The 20,733-nt window shown below is 68.4% G+C and carries 17 protein-coding genes, 2 tRNA genes and 1 pseudogene; 6 read left to right on the forward strand and 14 right to left on the reverse strand.

Annotated elements, in window-relative coordinates; genetic code table 11:
- Positions 1 to 8 precede the first annotated feature (8 nt).
- The 5 genes from mreC to ABXJ52_RS12515 form a co-directional block, all read right to left on the reverse strand.
- On the reverse strand, positions 9 to 962 hold the full coding sequence (gene mreC, locus ABXJ52_RS12495; RefSeq protein ID WP_367041866.1) for a rod shape-determining protein MreC: 954 nt from the start codon (positions 960 to 962) through the stop codon (positions 9 to 11).
- 220 nt (positions 963 to 1,182) lie between these two features.
- A complete protein-coding gene (locus ABXJ52_RS12500; protein WP_160505014.1) occupies positions 1,183 to 2,202 on the reverse strand; it encodes a rod shape-determining protein in 1,020 nt (339 codons plus the stop codon).
- A gap of 344 nt (positions 2,203 to 2,546) precedes the next feature.
- A complete protein-coding gene (gene ndk / locus ABXJ52_RS12505; RefSeq protein WP_249589932.1) occupies positions 2,547 to 2,960 on the reverse strand; it encodes a nucleoside-diphosphate kinase in 414 nt (137 codons plus the stop codon).
- 104 nt (positions 2,961 to 3,064) lie between these two features.
- Complete coding sequence (locus tag ABXJ52_RS12510) at positions 3,065 to 3,409, reverse strand: DUF4233 domain-containing protein (protein WP_367041868.1); 345 nt, start codon at positions 3,407 to 3,409, stop codon at positions 3,065 to 3,067.
- A gap of 5 nt (positions 3,410 to 3,414) precedes the next feature.
- Complete coding sequence (locus tag ABXJ52_RS12515; protein ID WP_367041870.1) at positions 3,415 to 4,950, reverse strand: folylpolyglutamate synthase/dihydrofolate synthase family protein; 1,536 nt, start codon at positions 4,948 to 4,950, stop codon at positions 3,415 to 3,417.
- Positions 4,951 to 5,094: 144 nt separating this feature from the next.
- Here ABXJ52_RS12515 and ABXJ52_RS12520 point away from each other — a divergent pair.
- Positions 5,095 to 6,020 (forward strand): annotated as a pseudogene (locus ABXJ52_RS12520) (rod shape-determining protein).
- A 203-nt stretch (positions 6,021 to 6,223) separates the two neighbouring features.
- Here ABXJ52_RS12520 and ABXJ52_RS12525 read toward each other — a convergent pair.
- On the reverse strand, positions 6,224 to 7,387 hold the full coding sequence (locus tag ABXJ52_RS12525) for a histidine kinase (RefSeq protein ID WP_367041872.1): 1,164 nt from the start codon (positions 7,385 to 7,387) through the stop codon (positions 6,224 to 6,226).
- Positions 7,388 to 7,508: 121 nt separating this feature from the next.
- On the opposite strand from ABXJ52_RS12525, the gene ABXJ52_RS12530 reads away from it, so the two are divergent.
- A complete protein-coding gene (locus ABXJ52_RS12530) occupies positions 7,509 to 8,204 on the forward strand; it encodes a hypothetical protein (RefSeq protein WP_367041874.1) in 696 nt (231 codons plus the stop codon).
- Positions 8,205 to 8,219: 15 nt separating this feature from the next.
- Here ABXJ52_RS12530 and ABXJ52_RS12535 read toward each other — a convergent pair whose 3' ends face one another.
- A complete protein-coding gene (locus ABXJ52_RS12535; protein ID WP_367041876.1) occupies positions 8,220 to 10,844 on the reverse strand; it encodes a valine--tRNA ligase in 2,625 nt (874 codons plus the stop codon).
- Positions 10,845 to 10,982: 138 nt separating this feature from the next.
- On the opposite strand from ABXJ52_RS12535, the gene ABXJ52_RS12540 reads away from it, so the two are divergent.
- Complete coding sequence (locus tag ABXJ52_RS12540; RefSeq protein ID WP_367041878.1) at positions 10,983 to 11,954, forward strand: hypothetical protein; 972 nt, start codon at positions 10,983 to 10,985, stop codon at positions 11,952 to 11,954.
- 116 nt (positions 11,955 to 12,070) lie between these two features.
- Positions 12,071 to 12,982, forward strand: a complete 912-nt coding sequence (locus tag ABXJ52_RS12545) for a hypothetical protein (RefSeq protein ID WP_367041880.1) — start codon at positions 12,071 to 12,073, stop codon at positions 12,980 to 12,982.
- Positions 12,983 to 13,068: 86 nt separating this feature from the next.
- Here ABXJ52_RS12545 and clpX read toward each other — a convergent pair whose 3' ends face one another.
- From clpX to ABXJ52_RS12570, 5 genes are all read right to left on the reverse strand, one after another.
- The gene (gene clpX / locus ABXJ52_RS12550) at positions 13,069 to 14,355 is read right to left on the reverse strand and encodes an ATP-dependent Clp protease ATP-binding subunit ClpX (protein ID WP_367041882.1); all 1,287 of its coding nucleotides are present in this window, start codon (positions 14,353 to 14,355) and stop codon (positions 13,069 to 13,071) included.
- A gap of 155 nt (positions 14,356 to 14,510) precedes the next feature.
- Positions 14,511 to 15,191, reverse strand: a complete 681-nt coding sequence (locus ABXJ52_RS12555; RefSeq protein WP_367041884.1) for an ATP-dependent Clp protease proteolytic subunit — start codon at positions 15,189 to 15,191, stop codon at positions 14,511 to 14,513.
- Positions 15,192 to 15,252: 61 nt separating this feature from the next.
- Complete coding sequence (locus ABXJ52_RS12560) at positions 15,253 to 15,858, reverse strand: ATP-dependent Clp protease proteolytic subunit (protein ID WP_367049010.1); 606 nt, start codon at positions 15,856 to 15,858, stop codon at positions 15,253 to 15,255.
- Positions 15,859 to 16,267: 409 nt separating this feature from the next.
- Positions 16,268 to 17,641, reverse strand: a complete 1,374-nt coding sequence (gene tig, locus ABXJ52_RS12565; protein ID WP_367041886.1) for a trigger factor — start codon at positions 17,639 to 17,641, stop codon at positions 16,268 to 16,270.
- Positions 17,642 to 17,766: 125 nt separating this feature from the next.
- Positions 17,767 to 17,843, reverse strand: a tRNA-Pro gene (locus ABXJ52_RS12570).
- A 169-nt stretch (positions 17,844 to 18,012) separates the two neighbouring features.
- Between ABXJ52_RS12570 and ABXJ52_RS12575 the strand changes: the two genes are divergently transcribed.
- Positions 18,013 to 18,083: transfer RNA gene (locus tag ABXJ52_RS12575), tRNA-Gly, on the forward strand.
- A 90-nt stretch (positions 18,084 to 18,173) separates the two neighbouring features.
- Here ABXJ52_RS12575 and ABXJ52_RS12580 read toward each other — a convergent pair.
- Entirely contained in the window at positions 18,174 to 18,368 is a 195-nt protein-coding gene (locus ABXJ52_RS12580; RefSeq protein ID WP_160505028.1) for a hypothetical protein, read from the reverse strand.
- A gap of 640 nt (positions 18,369 to 19,008) precedes the next feature.
- Here ABXJ52_RS12580 and ABXJ52_RS12585 point away from each other — a divergent pair.
- Positions 19,009 to 20,271, forward strand: coding sequence for an acyltransferase family protein (locus ABXJ52_RS12585; protein ID WP_367041889.1), 1,263 nt, complete (start codon positions 19,009 to 19,011; stop codon positions 20,269 to 20,271).
- On the opposite strand, the gene ABXJ52_RS12590 is transcribed toward ABXJ52_RS12585, so the two are convergent.
- Positions 20,268 to 20,729 carry an HD domain-containing protein gene (locus tag ABXJ52_RS12590; protein ID WP_367041890.1) on the reverse strand — a complete coding sequence of 154 codons (462 nt, stop codon included), beginning with the start codon at positions 20,727 to 20,729 and terminating at the stop codon, positions 20,268 to 20,270. The genes ABXJ52_RS12585 and ABXJ52_RS12590 overlap by 4 nt on opposite strands.
- Positions 20,730 to 20,733 lie beyond the last annotated feature (4 nt).

Here is a 20,733-nt window from a genome sequence, read left to right on the forward strand (position 1 = left end):
CGGGGCTCCTACTGCTCGTTGCCGTTGTCGGCGCCGTCGACCGGGGGCTGTCCTGACGGGGTGGCCGTGACGGTCACCGTCGGGGTCGGCTTCGGCTTGGCGGGCTTCTTCGGCAGGACCGTGTCGCGCGGGTCCTCGCGGGGCGCTTCGACGACGACTCCGACGATGTCCAGCTTGGTGAAGCCGACGTACGGCTTGATGAAGATGTTGCGCGTCAGGTCACCGCCCGACGGGTCGACGCGGACGACCTCACCGACGGGTACGCCCGGCACGAACGGCTTGTCCTTCTGCGAGCCGAAGGTGACCAGGCGGTCGCCCTTCTTGATCTCGGCCTTGCCGTTGAGCATCTGCACCGACAGCGGGCGGTCGCCCTGTCCGGTGGCGAAGCCGAGCTCGTCGGTCTTCTCCATGCGGGTGCCGACGGTGAAGTCGGGGTCGTTGGCGAGCAGGACGGTCGCGGTGCCCGGGCCGACCGTGGTGACGCGGCCGACCAGGCCGTCGCCGTTCAGGACGGTCATGTCCCGCTTGAGTCCGTCGTTGGCACCGGCGTCGATGGTGACGGTCCAGGAGAAGCCCTGGGCCGCTCCTATGCCGATGACTTCGGCGCCCTTGATGCCGTACTGCCCTGCGCCGGCGCTCTTGAGCATGCTGTCCAGCTGTCTGACGCGACTGCGGTTGCGGTCGTCGCTGCCGAGCTTCGCCTTCAACGCGGCGTTCTGCCGCGTGAGTTCCGCGATCCGGTCATGCCGGTCGCCGGAGTCCCGTACCGCGCCGATGGCGTTGCCGATCGGGTCGACGGCGGACGACACGCCGTTCTCGACCGGGCCGAAGACCGTGGCGGCGGCCTGGCGGGCACCGTCGACCGGCGAGTCCTCGCCACCACGGATGTCCACCGTGATCAAAGCGAACGCGATGGCGATCAGCAGCACCAGGAGCAGCCGGCTCTCTCGTGTGTCCCTCACGTGCGGCGGCCGTGCCTTCCTCAGTTGGAAATCCTTGGAATTCTGAGCAACTGTGCGTATGTAGGAGCAAATCTAAACAATCCGATTCCGCGGCGTCTGCGGACGCCGCGGAATTGTTATGCCTTGTCCTTGTTCTGCCTTGCCTCTATATCAACGATCCGCCGCACGAGGTGACAGGCACTCGTACGGCGGACACCCTTTCAGCGGGTTCGCGCCACCCTCAACGGCGCGGCGACGCGTCGAGCACTTGCTGGAGCGCCTCGAACTCCTCGACGCACTTGCCGGAACCGAGCGCCACGCTGTCCAGCGGGTCCTCGGCGATGTGGATCGGCATGCCCGTCTCGCGGCGGAGACGCTCGTCGAGGCCGCGCAGCAGGGCGCCACCTCCTGTGAGAACGATGCCGCGGTCCATCACGTCACCGGAAAGCTCCGGCGGGCACTTGTCGAGGGTCGTCTTGACCGCGTCGACGATCGCGTTCACCGGCTCCTCGATGGCCTTGCGGACCTCTGCGGCGGAGATGACGACGGTCTTGGGCAGCCCGGAGACCAGGTCACGGCCGCGGATCTCGGTGTGCTCGTCGGCGTCCATGTCGTACGCCGAACCGATGGTGATCTTGATCTGCTCGGCCGTGCGCTCACCGAGGAGGAGGGAGTACTCCTTCTTGATGTGCTGGATGATCGCGTTGTCCAGCTCGTCGCCCGCGACGCGGATCGACTGTGCCGTGACGATTCCGCCGAGCGAGATGACGGCGACCTCGGTGGTGCCGCCGCCGATGTCGACCACCATGTTGCCGGTGGCCTCGTGGACCGGCAGGCCGGAACCGATGGCCGCGGCCATGGGCTCCTCGATGATGTGCACCTGGCGGGCGCCGGCCTGCGAGGAGGCCTCGATGACGGCGCGGCGCTCGACTCCGGTGATACCGGAGGGCACACAGACGACGACCCGCGGGCGGGCGAGGTAGCGCCGCTTGTGGATCTTCAGGATGAAGTAGCGGAGCATCCGCTCGGTGATCTCGAAGTCGGCGATGACGCCGTCCTTCAGCGGTCGCACGGCAACGATGTTGCCCGGCGTGCGACCGATCATCTTCTTGGCTTCGGCGCCGACAGCGAGGATGCCACCGGTGTTGGTGTTGATCGCGACGACGGACGGTTCGTTGAGAACGATCCCGCGACCCCTGACGTACACCAGCGTGTTGGCGGTCCCGAGGTCGACAGCCATGTCACGGCCGATGAACGACATGTTGTTCCCCATGAGGATGCGTCTGGCCTTCCCTGGAGCTTCTGATGGCTTTTTAGGTAGGCGAGGTGGGTGCTGTGTGGCGTGGAGGCTTCCATCGTAGTCTCGCCTGCACGAACACGGCGCTAGGGTCTTCGCCATTGTCAGCAGATGATGCGCCGCCTCGCTCTTGGAGACGTGCCATCGGAGGCATGGGTTCCCCCAATTGGGGCGCATATGCCAAGGGGCGGCCGGTTTTCTCGGCCACCCCTGGTCAGGGCCGTGCCCTGCTGACTGGGCGTCAGAAGTCTTTACGGAACTCTTTACCTGTATCCCTCAGGTGTCCGTCAGGCGAGACGCGCCCGGCGTCAGACGACACCCGGGAAGAAGATCTTCAGCTCGCGCTCGGCGGACTCCTCGGAGTCCGACGCGTGGATGAGGTTCTCCCGGACGATGCTGCCGAAGTCGCCACGGATGGAGCCGGGCGCGGCGGCGATCGGGTCGGTCGGACCCGCGAGGGCGCGCACGCCCTCGATGACGCGCTCACCCTCGACGACGAGCGCGACGACCGGACCGGAGGACATGAAGGCGACCAGCGGCTCGTAGAAGGGCTTGCCCTTGTGCTCGCCGTAGTGCTGCTCCAGCGTCTCCTGGTCGAGCGAGCGCAGTTCGAGAGCGGAGATCGTCCAGCCCGCCTTGCGCTCGATGCGGCCGATGATCTCGCCGATCAGGCCACGACGGACGGTGTCGGGCTTGAGCAGGACGAGAGTGCGCTGGGTCATGTGCGGCTCCAAGCATTTCTTCTACGAGCATGTGGGTTGCCCGGCAGAATACCGGCACCCACTACACCGCGTTACCTCCGGCCCCGGAAGCGGCCCGCCCGGGGCTAGGCCTCGGCTTCCGCCTGTGCCGCGAACCTGGCCTTCGCCTCGTCGATCTTCCGGCCGAAGTGGATCGAGGCCCACCACAGCGCGGCGAACACCGCCCCCATGAAGAACATGATCGGTACGACGAAGCCGCTCGCGATGAGCGCGATCTGCAGCGCCCAGCCGAGCTGCACCCCACCGGGCCTGGTGATCACTCCGCACAGCAGGACGCACAGCAGCATCGTGATGCCGCAGACCGTCCAGACCGTGCTCATCGTCAGATCCGGGTCCTTCATGGCGACCAGACCGGCGAAACCGACGACGAAGAACTCGCCGATCAACGTCGAAGCGCAGAGCGTACGCACAGGAGTCAGCCCCTCCCCAGGAGCAGTCGGGCCTCGCCGACGGTGATGACGGAGCCGGTGACGAGCACACCGCCGCCCGCGTACTCGCCCTCTTCCTCGGCGAGGGTGATCGCTGCTTCCAGCGCGTCCGGCAGCCGCGGCTCGACCTGGACGCGGTCGTCACCGAAGACCTCGACGGCGAGACCGGCCAGCGTGTCCGCGTCCATCGCGCGGTGGCTGGAGTTCTGCGTGATGACGACCTCGGCGAAGATCGGCTCGAAGGCTTCGAGCAGCCCCTTCATGTCCTTGCCGTCGCTCGCCCCGACCACGCCGATCAGCCGGCTGAAGTCGAAGACCTCGCTGATGGCCTCGGCGGTGGCGCGGGCGCCCGCCGGATTGTGCGCGGCGTCCAGGACGACGGTCGGCGAGGTCCGCACGACCTCCAGGCGGCCCGGCGACGACACCGAGGCGAAGGCCTTGCGGATGGTGTCGATGTCCAGGACGCGCGTGTGCTGCGAGCCGATACCGAAGAACGCCTCCACCGCGGCGAGCGCGACGGCGGCGTTGTGCGCCTGGTACGCGCCGTGCAGGGGCAGGAAGATCTCCTCGTACTCCCCGCCGAGGCCGCGCAGGGTCAGGAGCTGGCCGCCGACCGCGACCGTGCGGGAGACGACGCCGAACTCCAGGCCCTCTCGGGCTACCGTCGCGTCGACCTCCACGGCCTTCTTCAGGAGCACCTGCGCCGCGTCCACGGGCTGCTGGGCGAGGATCACCGTGGCGTCCGGCTTGATGATCCCGGCCTTCTCGGCGGCGATCTCGCCCGGCGTGTTGCCCAGGCGGTCGGTGTGGTCCAGGTCGATGGGCGTGACGACCGCGACCGAGCCGTCGATCACGTTCGTCGCGTCCCAGCTGCCGCCCATGCCGACCTCGACGACGGCGACGTCCACGGGGGCGTCCGCGAAGGACGCGTACGCCATGCCCGTCAGCACCTCGAAGAAGGAGAGCCTGTACTCCTGTTGGGCGTCGACCATCTCGACGTACGGCTTGATGTCGTTGTACGTCTCCACGAAGCGCTCGGCCTCGATGGGGGCGCCGTCCAGGCTGATCCGCTCGGTGATCGACTGGACGTGCGGAGAGGTGTAACGCCCGGTGCGCAGCTCGAAGGCGCTGAACAGGGCCTCGATCATGCGGGCCGTGGACGTCTTGCCGTTCGTGCCGGTGATGTGGATCGAGGGGTACGCCCGCTGGGGTTCGCCCAGGACGTCCATCAGCGCGGCGATCCGGCTGACGGAGGGCTCCAGCTTCGTCTCTCCCCAGCGGCTCGCGAGCTCGGTCTCGACCTCGCGCAGCGCCTTGTCGATCTCCGGATCGGTGGGGCGCGATGGGATGTCGCCCTGGGGCGGGCCCGCCTGGGTGCGCAGGGTGCGGCTGCCCGCCTCGATGACGGCGAGGTCGGGGTCGCGGTCGGTCTCGGCGCCGACGATCTCGTCGAAACGGTCGCCGCTGTCGTCGTGGTCGTCGTGGTCGGGGTGCGCGCTGTCAGGCGGGGGGAGGTCACTCACGCAGGCCAGTCTACGGAGGGGGTATGACAGCCGCCGCCGGGACCTTGCCCGGGCGCCGCTCGGGCGCTCTCGGGACTTTGGTCCTGCCCGATTCAGGACCTTGGTCCCGCCGATCCGGTCGACCGCCGGGCAAACTTGGCGATCATGGACATAGGTATCGACCTCGGCACAGCGAACACCCTTCTCTACGTCCGCGGCCAGGGGATCGTGCTCAACGAGCCGTCCGTGGTCGCCGTCAAGGAGGGCGCGCGGACCGCCCTCGCCGTCGGCACGGAGGCCAAGGAGACGATCGGCCGGACTCCGGGCTCCATCACCGCGATCCGCCCCCTGCGTGTACGCGGATGGTGCTGTGCGTGCCGAGCGGTGTCACGCCGGTCGAGCGCCGGGCCATCGTGCACGCGGCGCAGCGGGCGGGGGCGCGGGCGGTGCATCTGGTGGAGGAGCCGATGGCGGCGGCGATCGGTGCGGGGCTCCCGGTGTCGGAGCCGCAGGGCTCGATGGTCGTGGACATCGGCGGCGGCACGACGGAGGTCGCGGTGATCTCCCTGGGCGGGATCGTCACGGCGCAGTCGCTGCGGGTGGGCGGGGACCGCCTCGACGAGGCGATCACGAACTTCGTGCGCAAGGAACACGGCCTGCTGATCGGCGAGCGGACCGCCGAGCACATCAAGGTCGCGATCGGCTCGGCGTGGCCGGTGCCGGGTGACGACGCGTTGGAGTTCCGTACGTTCACGGTGCGGGGGCGGGAGAAGGTGCGGGGGCTGCCCAAGACGGTGGAGCTGACGGTGCGTGAGGTGCGGGCGGCGCTGGAGGAACCGGTGGAGGCGGTGATCGCCGCGGTGCGGACCACCCTGGAGGAGTGCCCGCCGGAGCTGTCCGGCGACGTGATGGAGCACGGCATCGTGCTGACGGGCGGGGGCGCGCTACTCCCCGGCCTCGACCTGCGCATGGCTTCGGCCACCGGGATCCCGGTGTTCGTGGCGGAGGATCCGCTGGACAGTGTGGCGATGGGGTGCGGGAAGTGCGTGGAGGACTTTGACGGGCTTGAGCGGGTGATGTCCGCGGCGTAGGCCTGCGGCCGGCGGGGCGGGGCGGTGCGGGTGCGTCTGTGAGTGCGGGGCCGTTCCCGACTGCAGCTAATCGATGGTCGCTGCGGGGTAATCGGGTGGGTGGGCGGGAAAGCTTGTTCGTTCCGGGTCGGATGCGGGGTGAACGGGTGGCGGGTGAGAAGGCCTGTTCGGGCGAGGGCGCTGCGGGGCAAGCGTCGCGGGCCTCAGGCCAAGTCCCCCGCCGGGAGCGTCGCCAGGACCGCGTAAAGCCCCCCGCAGGGGCCCGCCGAGAAGTCGCCGCCCACCGTGTGGACCCGCTCGGCCATCCCCGCCGTGCCGGTCCCGGCGGAGACGGGGGCCGCGGCGGGGCCGGCCGCGGGCAGGGCGTTGCGGACGTGCACGTGCAGGTGACCCCCGGTCACCCGCACCCGTACATCCACCCGCTCCCCCGGCGCATGCTTGGCCGCGTTCGTCAGACACTCCTGCACCACCCGATGCACGGCGGCCTGACGGATCGGCGAGAGGCGGTAGGCGGCGGCGTCGATCAGCATGTCTACCGGCGTACCCGCGCACTCACTGCGCTCGGCCAGCTCAGGAAGCGCGTCGAGACCGGGCGTCGGCGCCCCGTCCACACCCCGCCGCACGATGATCTCGTTCAGCATGCGATGCGCCGACCGCGCCGCCTCGGACAGCTCGTCGAAGCCGTCCGCGAAGGCCCCGCCCGCCGCACGACGGGCAAGCACCTGCGAGCGCACGCTCAGGAGCGTCAGCTCACGGCCGACGAAGTCGTGCACGTCCCGCGCGATACGGGACCGCTCCTGCTGGACCGCGTGCAACGCGTCCGTCTCGGCCCGCTGAGCCTGCAGCGCCCGCACCAGGTCCTGCCGGTTGGCCGCCACGCCGACCCCCGCGGCGAGCACACCGATCGGCACGACCAGGCTGAGGAAGGAGCTCAGGCTGTCCCCGCGGTGCACCGGCCAGCCGGGCAGAGTGAACATCACGTACGCGAAAGCCACGTAACCGAGCACGCCGAACGTACCGGCGAGACGGCCGCGGTATCTGCCGAGGGAGTACAGCGCGAACTGGGCGAGGGTCAGCTCGTGCAGCCAGCCGACGAACACGAGGGCCACCGCGTACGTCACCCAGGGCGCCCCGCGGCGCACCAGCAGGGACGCGGCGCCGAGGGTGAGGACCAGGGCCGCGAGCGGGCCGTTGAGGGAGTTGTCCGCCTCGGCGAGGCCGGGGATGTCCAGGCTCATCAGGGCCAGACAGCTCAGCGCGGTGAGAGCGTCCTGCACCCGGGGCGCACGCGCCCAGCCCCCGGCGAGGCGGCGGCCCGCGGCCGTCGCCTGGCGAATCGCCTGGGGGGCGGCGGGCAGGTCGAGCATGCCGTCCATCATCCAAGGTCTTTCTGCCCGAATCATCGGACTTTCGACCTTTATTTCGTGAAGTGTGACACGTCGGCGTGGCTGTCTCGGAAAGACCGCCTCGCAGGGGTCAAATCACACCATGTGGTATGCCCAGAACCCCGGCCGACGGACCCGCCAGCTCCTCGGCGACGGCGCGGTCCTGCTCTGGACCGCGCTGTGGAGCGCCGCCGCCGTCGTCGCCTACCAGCTGGCCTGTCTGCTCACCCGACCCGCCCCGGAGGCACCGCCCCCGCCCATCGGCGACCCCTCACGCCTGCCCCTGGTCGGTGATCGCGTCGACTCCGCGCTGCGGGCCGCCGCGGACGTCGCCGGAGCCGGGGACCCGGTGACCGTACGCGCCGCGGTGATCGTGGGCGCCGTCGTCGTCTTCCTTGTACCCGTCGGTCTCGTGCTCAGCAGCTGGCTCCCCCGCCGCCTGCGCTGGATCCGGCAGGCAGCCGCCGCCCACGAGCTCGCCGCCAGCGACGACGGCCGTGAACTGCTCGCCCTGCGCGCCCTGCTGCGGCCCCTGGACGAGGTCGCGCGGACCGCGTACGAACTCCCCGACGCCACCGCCGGCAGCCTCGCCGAGGGCTGGCGCGGCGGCGACCCCGTCATCATCGACGCGCTCGCCGAGGCGGAGCTCGTGCGCCTCGGGCTGCACATCCCCGAGCAGGTGTACATCCCCGTACAGGAGACAGGGCACGAACAAATGGGGCACGGACCGACAGGACACGAGAACGGGACAGGGCCCATGGAACCGTCCGGTTCCATGGGCCCTGTCACCACCGCCTGACCAGGCACCGCCTGACTAGGCCTGCGGCAGGCCGTCCAGCTGGGCCTGCAGCCGGCTGATGTCGGCGTCCGCCTTGGTGAGGCGGCCACGGATCTTGTCGACCACGTTGTCCGGCGCCTTCGCGAGGAACGCTTCGTTGCCGAGCTTCGCCGTGGCCTGCGCCTTCTCCTTCTCGGCCGCGGCGAGGTCCTTCGCGAGGCGCTTGCGCTCCGCAGCGACGTCGATCGTGCCCGACAGGTCGAGCGCGACCGTGGCGCCCGAGACCGGCAGCGTCGCGGTGGCCGCGAAGCCGTCGCCCTCCGGCAGGAGGCGCAGGAGCTGGCGGATGGCCGCCTCGTGCGGGGCGAGGGCCGTGCCGTCCAGGGTCAGGCGGGCCGGGACCTTCTGGCCCGGCTGGAGACCCTGGTCGGCGCGGAAGCGGCGGACCTCGGTGATGACCTGCTGAAGGGTTTCGATCTCCTGCTCGGCCCCGCGGTCACGGAAGCCGCTGTCGAACGGCCACTCGGCGATCACGAGGGACTCGCGGCCGGTGAGGGTCGTCCAGAGCGTCTCCGTCACGAACGGGACGATCGGGTGCAGGAGGCGCAGGGTGACGTCCAGGACCTCACCCAGGACCCGGCCAGAGACCTTGGCCGCTTCGCCGCCGCCCATGAACGTGGTCTTGGACAGCTCGACGTACCAGTCGAAGACCTCGTCCCACGCGAAGTGGAAGAGCGCGTCCGACAGCTTGGCGAACTGGTAGTCGTCGTAGAAGGCGTCGACCTCGGCGACCGTCGCGTTCAGCCGGGACAGGATCCAGCGGTCCGTCGCCGACAGCTGCTCGGCGGGCGGGAGTTCGCCCTCGATCGTGGCGCCGTTCATCAGCGCGAAGCGCGTGGCGTTCCAGATCTTGTTGGCGAAGTTCCGCGAGCCCTGGACCCAGTCCTCGCCGATCGGCACGTCGACGCCGGGGTTGGCGCCACGGGCCAGCGTGAAGCGGACGGCGTCCGAGCCGTACTTGTCCATCCAGTCCAGCGGGTTGACCGCGTTGCCGAAGGACTTCGACATCTTCTTGCCGAACTGGTCGCGGACCATGCCGTGCAGCACGATCGTGTGGAACGGCGGGGTGCCGTCCATCGCGTACAGGCCGAACATCATCATCCGGGCGACCCAGAAGAAGAGGATGTCGTAGCCGGTGACCAGAACGGAGTTCGGATAGAACTTCGCCAGGCTCTCGGTCTCCTCGGGCCAGCCGAGCGTGGAGAACGGCCACAGGCCGGACGAGAACCACGTGTCGAGGACGTCGGAGTCCTGCGTCCAGCCCTCGCCGGTGGGCGCCTCGTCGTCGGGTCCGACGCAGACGACCTCGCCGTTCGGCCCGTACCAGACGGGAATCCGGTGGCCCCACCACAGCTGGCGCGAGATGCACCAGTCGTGGAGGTTGTCGACCCAGTCGAAGTAGCGCTTCTCCATCTCCTGCGGGTGGATCTTGACCTTGCCGTCGCGGACCGCGTCGCCGGCGGCCTTCGCGAGCGGGCCGACCTTGACCCACCACTGCATCGACAGGCGCGGCTCGATGGTGGTCTTGCAGCGCGAGCAGTGGCCGACGGAGTGCGTGTACGGGCGCTTCTCGGCGACGATGCGGCCCTCGGCGCGCAGGGCGCCGACGATGGCGGAGCGGGCCTCCAGGCGGTCCAGGCCCTGGAAGGGGCCGGGGACCGTGATGACGGCGTGCTCGTCCATGACCGCGATGTTCGGCAGGTCGTGGCGCTGGCCGATCTCGAAGTCGTTCGGGTCGTGGGCCGGGGTCACCTTGACGCAGCCCGTGCCGAACTCGGGGTCGACGTGCTCGTCCGCGACGACCGGGATCGAGCGGTCGGTCAGCGGCAGCTTGATCAGCTTGCCGACGAGGTGCTTGTACCGCTCGTCGTCCGGGTGGACCGCGATGGCGGTGTCACCGAGCATCGTCTCGGCACGGGTGGTGGCGACGACGAGGGTGTCGTCCCCGTCGCCGTACTTCAGCGAGACGAGCTCGCCGTCGTCGTCCTGGTACTCGACCTCGATGTCGGAGATCGCGGTCAGACAGCGCGGGCACCAGTTGATGATGCGCTCGGCGCGGTAGATCAGCTCGTCGTCGTAGAGCTTCTTGAAGATGGTCTGGACGGACTGCGAGAGGCCCTCGTCCATCGTGAACCGCTCACGGTCCCAGTCGACGCCGTCGCCGAGGCGGCGCATCTGCCCGGAGATCTGGCCGCCGGACTCGCCCTTCCACTTCCAGACGCGCTCGATGAACTCCTCGCGCCCGAGGTCGTGGCGGGACTTGCCCTCCTTGGCGAGCTCGCGCTCCACGACGTTCTGCGTGGCGATGCCCGCGTGGTCCATGCCCGGCTGCCACAGCGTCTCGAAGCCCTGCATGCGCTTGCGGCGCGTGAGGGCGTCGATGAGCGTGTGCTCGAAGGCGTGCCCGAGGTGCAGGGAGCCGGTGACGTTCGGCGGCGGGATGACGACGGTGTACGGGGGCTTCTCGCTCGCCGCGTCGGCGGAGAAGTAGCCGCGTTCCACCCAGCGCTCGTACAGCGTCCCCTCTACCTCGGCCGGCGCGTACTGGGTCGGCAGTTCGGAGGTGGGCGCTGGATTCTGCTGCTGAGTGTTCTCGGTCACCGGGCCAGTTTAGAGGTGTCACGGGCCCGTCCCGAAACCGGATTCTTGAGTAACGGTTGCGGCCGGGAGTCACATGGGGGCTCTGCCTTCGTACAGGATGTCGGGAACACATAAGCATTCGGAGGGGGAACCCACGCGATGAGCTACAACCAGCCTGGCCCGTACGGCGGGCAGCAGCCCCAGCAGCCCGGTCCTTACGGGCAGCAGCCGGGCCAGCCTGGCCCCTACGGGCAGCAGCCGGGTCAGCCTGGCCCCTACGGCCAGCAGCCGCAGGCACCCCAGCCCGGTTACGGCTACCCCCAGCAGGCGCCGCAGGGAATCCCCCCGCAGCAGGGCGGCTACAGCCAGCCGCAGCAGCCGGGTCCGTACGACCACAACCAGCAGGGCCCCTACGGGCAGGTCCCGCCGCCTCCGCCCGCCGGTGGGGGCAGCGGCAAGAAGACCGGCATCATCATCGGCGCGATCGTCGCGCTCGTCGCGATCGGCGGCGGCGTCTGGTGGTTCACGGCGGGCAAGGACGACAGCTCGTCGTCGGCGGGCAACTCGGCGGTCACGGACGACGGTCCGCACAAGCTGGTGATGCCCGAGACGGTCATCTCCGACTACGAGAAGCAGGCCACCTCCGACGGCGGCTTCAACGACGACGACATGGAGCGGGCCGAGAAGGACGGCGTCAAGAACGGCAAGCCCGTCGACGCCGATTACTTGTCGGGCGACAAGAGCAACCCGCTGGCCCAGAAGATGATCAAGTTCATGGGCGTCTACGGCGAGATCAGCGACCCGTCCAAGGTCGTCGACGGCATGTTCGACAAGATGAAGAAGGAGTCGAACAAGGAGGGTGCCTCCACCTCCACCGGCAAGCTGATCGGCAGCCCGAAGAGCTTCGACGCGGACGGCGCGGTCGTCAAGTGCCAGGAGACGGAGGTCGAGGGTGGCGGCTCCGGACCCAAGACGATCCGCATGCCGGTCTGCATCTGGGGCGACAACAGCACGCTCGGCATCGTGATCCCGGTCGACATGGGGAGCGCCGCGACCGGAAAGAGTGCCTCTCTGGATGACGCCGCGGACACCACGACGAAGTTCCGCAAGGAAGTTCGCGTCAAGGCCTGATGTCCTGATGTCCTGACGGCGCACCTGTGCGCACAGCAGCCCCGGTCGCTTCGGCCGGGGCTGCTTCGGTCAGGATGTCGGCATCACATAAGCGCACTCACGGGGGAACCCACGTCATGAGCTACAACCAGCCGGGCCCGTACGGCCAACAGCCCCAGCATCCCGGCCCGTACGGCCAGCAGCCGCAGGCCCCGCAGCCCGGCTACGGCTACCCCCCGCAGGGCGTGCCGCCACAGCAGCCGGGCCCGTACGGCCAGCAGCCCCAAGCCCCGTACGGGCAGCAGCCGCAGGCCCCTTACGGCCAGCAGGGCCCCTACGGGCAGGTTCCGCCTCCCCCGCAGGGCGGCGGCAAGAAGGCCGGGCTCGTCATCGGTGCCGTTGTCGCGATCGCCGCGATAGGCGCCGGCGTGTGGTGGTTCACCGCGGGCAAGGACAGTGGTTCCGTCGCCGACGACGGCAAGACCTACAAGCTGACGGCGCCCGCGTCCGTGCTCGGCGGCGAGTACAAGAAGGACACCTCGGGCGGCAGCGGTGGCGGCATGTCCGCCAGCGACGTGGAGGAGCTGGAGCAGCAGGGCGTCAGCAACCCCAAGGACGTCTTCGCCGCGTACAACTACGGCGAGGGCTCGACCATGAAGTCCCTCAACTACTCCGGCGTGTACGGGGAGATCGACGACCCGGAGAAGGTCGTCGACGCCATGTTGGCCGAGATGGAGAGGAAGTCCACCGAGGAGCCCGGCAGCATCCAGCTCATCGGCGACCCCGAGGAGTTCACCCCGGACGGCTTCGAGAACGGCGTCATGAAGTGCCAGCAGGCCGAGTTCAAGATGGGTGAGACCGGAGCCGGCGACGAGGGCGTCCCGAACAGCTTCAAGACGCCGATGTGCGTCTGGGGCGACCACAGCACGGTGGCGTCCGCGGCCTACTCCGATGTCGCCGCGACCGCGAGCGGCGCGGACATCGAGCTGGAGGACGTCGCGAGCCTGGTGACCAACCTCCGCGACGACGTGCGCGTCGAGGTCAAGTAGGCGGCAGGGGAACGGAAAAGGGGCGCCCGGCGATCGAATCGCCCGGCGCCCCTTTCACGTATGCCCTGAAGCCGTATGCCCTGAAGCTACGCCGACTTCTGCTCGCCCGCGCCCGGGCCCCGCGCGTCGCGCGGCACCAGGGTCGGGTTCACGTTCGAGTGGACGACGTCCGCCGTGATGACCACGCGGGCCACGTCCTTGCGGGACGGGACCTCGTACATCACCGACTGGAGGACTTCCTCCATGATGGCGCGCAGACCACGCGCGCCGGTCTGGCGCAGGATCGCCTGGTCGGCGATGGCCTCGAGGGCCTCACGCTCGAAGTCCAGCTCCACGCCGTCGAGTTCGAACAGGCGTTGGTACTGCTTCACGAGTGCGTTGCGCGGCTCCACAAGGATCTGGAGCAGGGCCTCGCGGTCCAGGTTGTGGACCGAGGTGATCACGGGAAGGCGGCCGATGAACTCCGGGATCATCCCGAACTTCACCAGGTCCTCCGGCATGATGTCCTCGAACCGGTCCTTCTCCTGAAGCTCGCGCTTGGAGTGGATCGTGGCGCCGAAGCCGATGCCCTTGGCGCCCGCCCGCGACTCGATGATCTTCTCGAGGCCGGCGAACGCGCCGCCCACGATGAAGAGCACGTTCGTCGTGTCGATCTGGATGAACTCCTGGTGCGGGTGCTTGCGTCCGCCCTGCGGCGGGACGGAGGCCGTGGTGCCCTCCAGGATCTTGAGCAGGGCCTGCTGGACGCCTTCACCCGAGACATCGCGCGTGATCGAGGGGTTCTCGCTCTTGCGAGCCACCTTGTCGATCTCGTCGATGTAGATGATGCCCGTCTCGGCCTTCTTGACGTCGTAGTCAGCGGCCTGGATGAGCTTCAGGAGGATGTTCTCGACGTCCTCGCCGACATAACCGGCCTCCGTGAGCGCCGTCGCGTCCGCGATGGCGAACGGGACGTTCAGCATGCGCGCGAGCGTCTGCGCGAGCAGCGTCTTGCCGGAGCCGGTCGGGCCGAGCAGCAGGATGTTGGACTTGGCGAGTTCGATCGCGTCGTCACGGCCCTGCGCCCCGCCGGTCTCACCGGCCTGGACCCGCTTGTAGTGGTTGTAGACCGCCACCGAGAGGGCCTTCTTCGCGGGCTCCTGGCCCACGACGTACCCCTCGAGGAATTCGTAGATCTCGCGAGGCTTGGGGAGTTCCTCCCAGTGCACCTCGCTCGTCTCCGCGAGCTCTTCCTCGATGATCTCGTTGCAGAGGTCGATGCACTCATCGCAGATGTACACACCGGGACCTGCGATGAGCTTCTTGACCTGCTTCTGACTCTTCCCGCAGAACGAGCACTTGAGCAGATCGCCGCCGTCACCGATGCGTGCCACGAGGTGCTTCCCCTTCGCCTGGGAGACGCCACGTTCAGCGACTCCTGGTGCCTCTATCTGACGGTACCTTGCCCGGCCCCCCGTTCGGGCCCCCCTTGGCACGGTTCACTTCGAGGTGAACCGTGCCAAGGAACGGCAGATGCTACAGGCCTGCGTCAGACGACCGACGCGTTGTTCATCTTCCGAGTGGAGATGATCTGGTCGATCAGGCCGTACGACAGCGCGTCCTCGGCCGTGAGGATCTTGTCGCGCTCGATGTCGTCGCGGATCTTCTCGATCGGCGTCGTGGAGTGCTTGGCCAGCATCTCCTCGAGCTGCGAGCGCATTCGGAGGATCTCGTTCGCGGCGATCTCCAGGTCGGAGACCTGACCGCGGCCCGTCTCGCTGTAGGGCTGGTGGATCAGCACGCGCGCGTTCGGCAGCGCCATGCGCTTGCCCGGCGTACCGGCCGCGAGGAGCACGGCGGCGGCCGAGGCGGCCTGGCCCATGCAGACCGTCGAAACGTCCGGCTTCACGAACTGGATCGTGTCGTAGATCGCCGTGAGGGCCGTGAACGAGCCGCCGGGGCTGTTGATGTAGATCGAGATGTCACGGTCCGGGTCCATCGACTCCAGGCACAGGAGCTGCGCCATGACGTCGTTGGCGGACGCGTCGTCGATCTGCACGCCGAGGAAGATCACACGCTCCTCGAAGAGCTTCGCGTACGGGTCGTACTCGCGCACGCCCTGCGAGGTGCGCTCGACGAAGCGCGGGATGACGTAGCGGGACTCGGCGCTGGGGCCGGTGTACTCGGCCTGGGCGCCCTCGTAGAGGCCGCTGCCGGGGAAGTTCTTCATCTCTGTAGGTCTCCTGAGGAGCGTGGGCTTGGTCGGCTTCGGAAGGGCTGAGCGGTGAGGCTCAGGCTCCGGTGCCGCCGCCGCCCGGCATGCTGGCCGCGTTGGGCATGATGTCGTCGATGAGGCCGTACTCCTTGGCCTCCTGCGGGTCGAACCAGCGGTCGCGGTCCGAGTCGCGGGTGACCTGCTCGACGGTCTGGCCCGTGTGGAACGCGGTGAGATCAGCCATCTTCTTCTTCGTGAGAAGGAGGCGCTCGGCGTGGATCTTGATGTCCGACGCGGAGCCCGCGAGTCCGGCGGAGGGCTGGTGGATCAGGATCTCGGCGTTCGGCAGCGCGAAGCGCTTGCCGGGGGTGCCGGCGCTGAGCAGGAACTGGCCCATGGAGGCCGCCATGCCCATCGCGATCGTCACCACGTCGTTCTGGATGTACTGCATGGTGTCGTAGATCGCCATGCCGGCCGTGATGGATCCACCAGGGCTGTTGATGTAAAGGAAGATGTCCTTGTCCGGCTCAGCGGCAAGGAGCAGCAGCTGCGCCGTGATCTTGTTGGCGATGTCGTCGTCCACGGCCTGGCCGAGGAAGATGATCCGCTCGTTGAGCAGCCGGTTGTAGACCTGGTCGCCGAGGCCACCACCGATGGAGGGGTCGCCGGCGGCGGAGGGCATCAGATTCGTCACGTATCCACCTGCTCGTCTTACGACGGCGCCGGGCCGTCTCACGTCTTCTTCTGAGGCTTGGGACCCCGCGTGCTCGCCGCTCCGGGGCGGCTTCGGGGACTCCCCTGCCCTCGTATTCATGGACCCTAACGCTCAGCCCCGTCCGGGGAATCCCGCAGAGGCCACTGTTCGCTGTGAGCGCAGGTAGCACACCGCCGGGTGCGGGGCGCCCCGTCAGGGGCGCGGGGAACTGCGCGGCCCGCCCCCGCGCGGTCGCAGACGCGTCTGCCGCGTGCCGTTCGACGGCGAGTGCGGCTTGTGCGTGGTTGCTCGCGCAGTTCCCCGCGCCCCTAAGGGCGCGACAGGCCCCCGGGATCTCGACTCCCGGGGGCCTGTCGTACGTGCGTCAGAGCGAAGCTCAGGCTTCGGTCTTCTCCTCGGCGGCTTCGGAAGCCTGCTCACCCTCGGCGGGAGCCTCTTCCTCGTCGTCGAGGTCCACGACCTCGCCGTTCGTGTCCTTGACCGTCGCGGCCTCCACGACGACCGCGAGGGCCTTGCCGCGGGCGACCTCGCCGACCAGCATCGGGACCTGGCCGCCTTCGACGACGGCCTGGGCGAACTGGTCGGGGGACATGCCGGAGGACTGCGCGCGACGCATGAGGTGCTCGGTGAGCTCCTCCTGGCTGACGTTCAGCTTCTCCTTGTTGACGAGCTCGTCAAGGACGAACTGCGTCTTGATGCCCTTCTCGGCCTGCTCCTTGGTCTCGGCGTCGAACTCTTCCTCGGTCTTGCCCTGGATCTCCAGGTACTTCGCGAGGTCGAGGCCCATCTGGCCGAGCTGGTGGTTCACCAGGTTGTGCTTGCGGGTCTCGATCTCGTCCGCGAGGAGCTTCTCGGGGACGGGGACCTCGACCAGCTCGAGCAGCTTCTCCAGGACGCGCTCCTGGGCCTGCGTCGCCTGGTCGTACTGCTTCATGTTCTCGAGGCGCTTGCGGCTGTCCGCCTTGACCTCGTCCAGGGTGTCGAACTCCGACGCGAGCTGCGCGAAGTCGTCGTCCAGGGCGGGCAGTTCACGGGCGGCGACCTGAGTGACCTTGACGGTCACCTCGGACTCCTTGCCGGCCGCCGAGCCGCCCTTGAGCTCGGAGGTGAAGGTGGCCTCGCCACCGGCCTCCAGGCCCTTGACGGCGTCGTCGATGCCCTCGAGGAGCTCGCCGGAGCCGATCGTGTAGGAGACGCCGGACGCGACGCCGTCCTCCAGGACCTCGCCCTCGACCTTGGCCTCCAGGTCGATCGTCACGACGTCGCCGTCCTCGGCGGCACGCTCGACCGGCGAGGTGGACGCGAAGCGCTCACGGAGCTCCTCGACGGCCTTCTCGACGTCCTCGTCGCTGACCTCGACGGCGTCGACCTCGACCTCGATGCCGGAGTAGTCCGGGATCTCGATCGCGGGACGGATGTCGACCTCAGCGGTGAAGTTGAGGGTCTCGTTGTCCTTCAGCTCGGTGATGTCCACCTCGGGCTGGCCCAGGACGTTGAGCTCGGCCTCGTTCACGGCCTCGGTGTAGAACTTCGGGAGCGCGTCGTTGACGGCCTCTTCGAGGACTGCGCCGCGCCCGAACCGCTGGTCGATGACTCGGGCCGGGATCTTGCCCTTGCGGAAGCCCTTCACCGTGACCTGCTGGTTGATCTTCTTGTAGGCCGCGTCGAGGCTGTCCTTGAGCTCCTCGAAGGGCACCTCAACAGTGAGCCGAACCCGGGTCGGGTTCAGGGTCTCCACGGCGCTCTTCACGGTTCGGTCTCCTTGGGGCTGACTTCTTGGGATTGAGCCCGGCTAGAGACACACGGGCACACAGCTTGCATAGTAACGGCAAGCGGGAGCCGACCCACAATGCGATCTTGTGAGGGAGTTCTTGCTGGTCGGGGTGGCGGGATTTGAACCCACGGCCTTCCGCTCCCAAAGCGGACGCGCTACCAAGCTGCGCCACACCCCGTCGGTGCGACACGTAGGGTACATGCCCGCAGGCAGTGCGGCGCCCGCTTAATCGCGAGTACGTACGGGGTGTGCGGACAGGGCGTCCGACCCGCTACGATGCTTGCCGTGCCGCGGTCGCTGACCAGCAGTGTCCTCGATGCCCTCGATGGCCTGGCGGTGCGAGCTGTGCGGGTGTAGCTCAATGGTAGAGCCCTAGTCTTCCAAACTAGCTACGCGGGTTCGATTCCCGTCACCCGCTCTGTGGCCTCCGGCCCGGTTCCTCGGAACCGGGCCGGAGGCTTTTCTGCGTCCCCGCGAGGCCGCGCCGGCCCCGGCCCGCCCACGCCGGTCAGAAGCTGATCGAGTTGATGGTCTCGGCCACCTCATTGAGGAAGCGATTTATGGAGGGGGCCATTCCGGTTGAGGCGAGGAAGAACCCGAAGAGCACCGCGACGATGGCGGGCCCCGCTTTGATCGATCCCCCACGGATCAGCACGATGAGGATGATCGCCAACAGCAACACCACTGACAGCGAAATGGCCACACTGATCACACCCTAGGTCGGTCTCTCCCCGGCCCGGGGGGTACGACCCCGCACACCCCCGCCAGGACCATCGTGCCACCAACGCGGCTTCCCTATGCGGCCGGTGACACATCGTCGGCCAACGCGACACGCACCCGGCGTGGACGCGGCGCGCGGAGGCGCCCTTGGGGCACATGAACACCGCGCCCCCGCACGGGAATTCGAAGCCCGCGCGTGGTCGCTAATTCGGCTTGATCGTTTCCATTGCCACACAACTCGTTCGCCAGAAATTCGAATTGTTGCGGGCCGCACAGCGGCGGCCCCACAAAGACCCGATCAATCGGACATTCCACCAGAGTCGCCTGCGGGCGTTATGCGGCGTTTAAGGGGGATGAGTTGTGACGTACTGGACATCCGGCTTGATGTATCGAGGGTGCCAGGAGGTCAATCTCTGTGCATCTCCGTGTCAACTTCGATGATTTCCGGGGTACCCGGACCGTATTAGCCCTGATCCGTCTGTGATTGAGCTGACAGCCGAGTTGGGGGTTTTACGAATACACGGGAGCGACGCTAGGGTGCCTCAGATGTTCCACGCTGCCACCATCCCCGCAAGCGCAGTGCGGTCCAGGATCGTCTCACCGAGCTCTTGGTGGGAGGGCCTGTGACGAACTCGGTTCAACCGCACGGCCGCCACCGGGCGCCGCTCCCCCCGGCACATGTGCCGGCGGACGGAGTACCAGGCCCCCGCGCCCCCCAGTCCACCATGGCCGCGACCGTTCCCCACGCCCCGGCCGGCACCACCGCTCGCCCCGCCTCGACGGGCCACTCCGGCTCCACGGGCCACCCCGGTTCCACGGGCAGATCCGCATCCACGGGTCAACCCGCCAAGCAGCGCGACTCGTTCTTCGACAACGCCAAGTACCTGGCGATCGTCCTGGTCGCGATGGCGCACGCCTGGGAGCCGCTGACCGACGGCAGCCGCGCCGCAGAGGCGCTGTACATGACCGTCTACACCTTCCACATGCCGGCGTTCATCCTCATCTCCGGCTACTTCTCGCGCAGCTTCGACATGCGGTCCGACCGCCTCAAGCGCCTGGTGACCGGCATCGCTGTGCCGTACGTCATCTTCGAAGTCGCGTACACCTTCTTCAAGCGCTACGCGGACAACGATCCGACGCAGCCGATCAGTCTGCTCGACCCCTGGTACCTCACCTGGTTCCTGGTCGCGCTCTTCGTCTGGCGTCTGACGACCCCGCTGTGGAAGCTGGTCCGCTGGCCCATTCCGCTCGCGCTCGCCATCGCGGTGCTCGCCACGATCTCCCCGGACATCGGCGACGACCTCGACCTGCAGCGCGTGCTGCAGTTCCTGCCCTTCTTCGTTCTCGGCCTCTTCATGAAGCCCGAGTACTTCCAGCTGGTGCGGCGCCGCGAGGTGCGGCTGCTCTCCATCCCGATCTTCGCGAGCGCGCTGCTCCTCGCGTACTGGGCAGGCCCGCGGATGACGTCGGCCTGGTTCTACCGCCGGGACAGCGCACAGGAGTTGGGTGGGCCGTGGTGGGCCGGTGTCGTGATGACGCTGGCGCTCTTCGGCTGCTCCGCCATCCTGACCGCGTGCTTCTTCGCGTGGGTTCCGCGTCGGAAGATGTGGTTCACGGTGCTCGGCGCGGGGACGCTGTACGGCTACCTGCTGCACGGCTTCCTGGCCAAGGGCTCGCGCTTCTGGGGCTGGTTCGACGACTACGACTGGATGCACACGCCTGCCGGGCAGGTGCTCGTGTCGTTGATCGCCGCGGCTGTGGTGACGCTTCTCTGTACGCCTCCGGTGCAGCGGATGTTCCGCTTCGCCATGGAGCCGAAGATGGAGTGGGCGTTCAAGCGGGATGCCGCGGCGTTGGCCCGGGAGCGGGCCAAGGCTTCCTCCTAGCCCTGCGTCCGGGCGCCCAGTAGGGCGCGCATGTTCGCGTATTTCTCCGTGAGGCGATCACGGGTCGGCCCGTCTAGCTCTGCTAGGCGGGCCGGATCTGCGTTGTGGGCCAGGTCCGCCTCCTTGACGAGGCGGGCGCCGGGGGTTGCGAGGATGCGGGTGGCGTAGGCCTCGGGGGGTTCGTCCGCCCTCTTGGTGAGGGCTCGCACGATGTCCTTCGTACGCTGCGTGAGGGGTGCGTCCCGTAGCCACTCCTCGGTGAGGGCGTTGTCCTCGATGGCGTCGTGCAGCCACGCCGCGGCGATCTGTTCCTGGGATCCGCCTCGGGCCGCGACTCCCTCTGCCACGGCTTGCAGGTGCTCCGTGTAGGGGCGGCCCGCCTTGTCCTTCTGGGTGGCGTGGGCCTGGCGGGCGATTGCTTCTACCTCGGGGAGGGTGAGGTGGGGGCTGGGGTTCATACGG

It is taken from the genome of Streptomyces sp. Je 1-332 (genome assembly GCF_040730185.1).
Taxonomy (GTDB): Bacteria; Actinomycetota; Actinomycetes; order Streptomycetales; family Streptomycetaceae; genus Streptomyces.

What these genes read in the sequence shown, in the direction of transcription:
- ABXJ52_RS12525 (WP_367041872.1), bottom strand. Translation starts at nt 7,387, where the DNA reads ATGCTCGACCTGCCCGCCGCCCCCCAGGCGATTCGCCAGGCGACGGCC.
- ABXJ52_RS12530 (WP_367041874.1), top strand. Translation starts at nt 7,509, where the DNA reads ATGTGGTATGCCCAGAACCCCGGCCGACGGACCCGCCAGCTCCTCGGC.
- ndk (WP_249589932.1), bottom strand. Translation starts at nt 2,960, where the DNA reads ATGACCCAGCGCACTCTCGTCCTGCTCAAGCCCGACACCGTCCGTCGT.
- ABXJ52_RS12560 (WP_367049010.1), bottom strand. Translation starts at nt 15,858, where the DNA reads ATGCCCTCCGCCGCCGGCGACCCCTCCATCGGTGGTGGCCTCGGCGAC.
- ABXJ52_RS12545 (WP_367041880.1), top strand. Translation starts at nt 12,071, where the DNA reads ATGAGCTACAACCAGCCGGGCCCGTACGGCCAACAGCCCCAGCATCCC.
- ABXJ52_RS12555 (WP_367041884.1), bottom strand. Translation starts at nt 15,191, where the DNA reads ATGAAGAACTTCCCCGGCAGCGGCCTCTACGAGGGCGCCCAGGCCGAG.
- ABXJ52_RS12590 (WP_367041890.1), bottom strand. Translation starts at nt 20,729, where the DNA reads ATGAACCCCAGCCCCCACCTCACCCTCCCCGAGGTAGAAGCAATCGCC.
- ABXJ52_RS12500 (WP_160505014.1), bottom strand. Translation starts at nt 2,202, where the DNA reads ATGTCGTTCATCGGCCGTGACATGGCTGTCGACCTCGGGACCGCCAAC.
- ABXJ52_RS12540 (WP_367041878.1), top strand. Translation starts at nt 10,983, where the DNA reads ATGAGCTACAACCAGCCTGGCCCGTACGGCGGGCAGCAGCCCCAGCAG.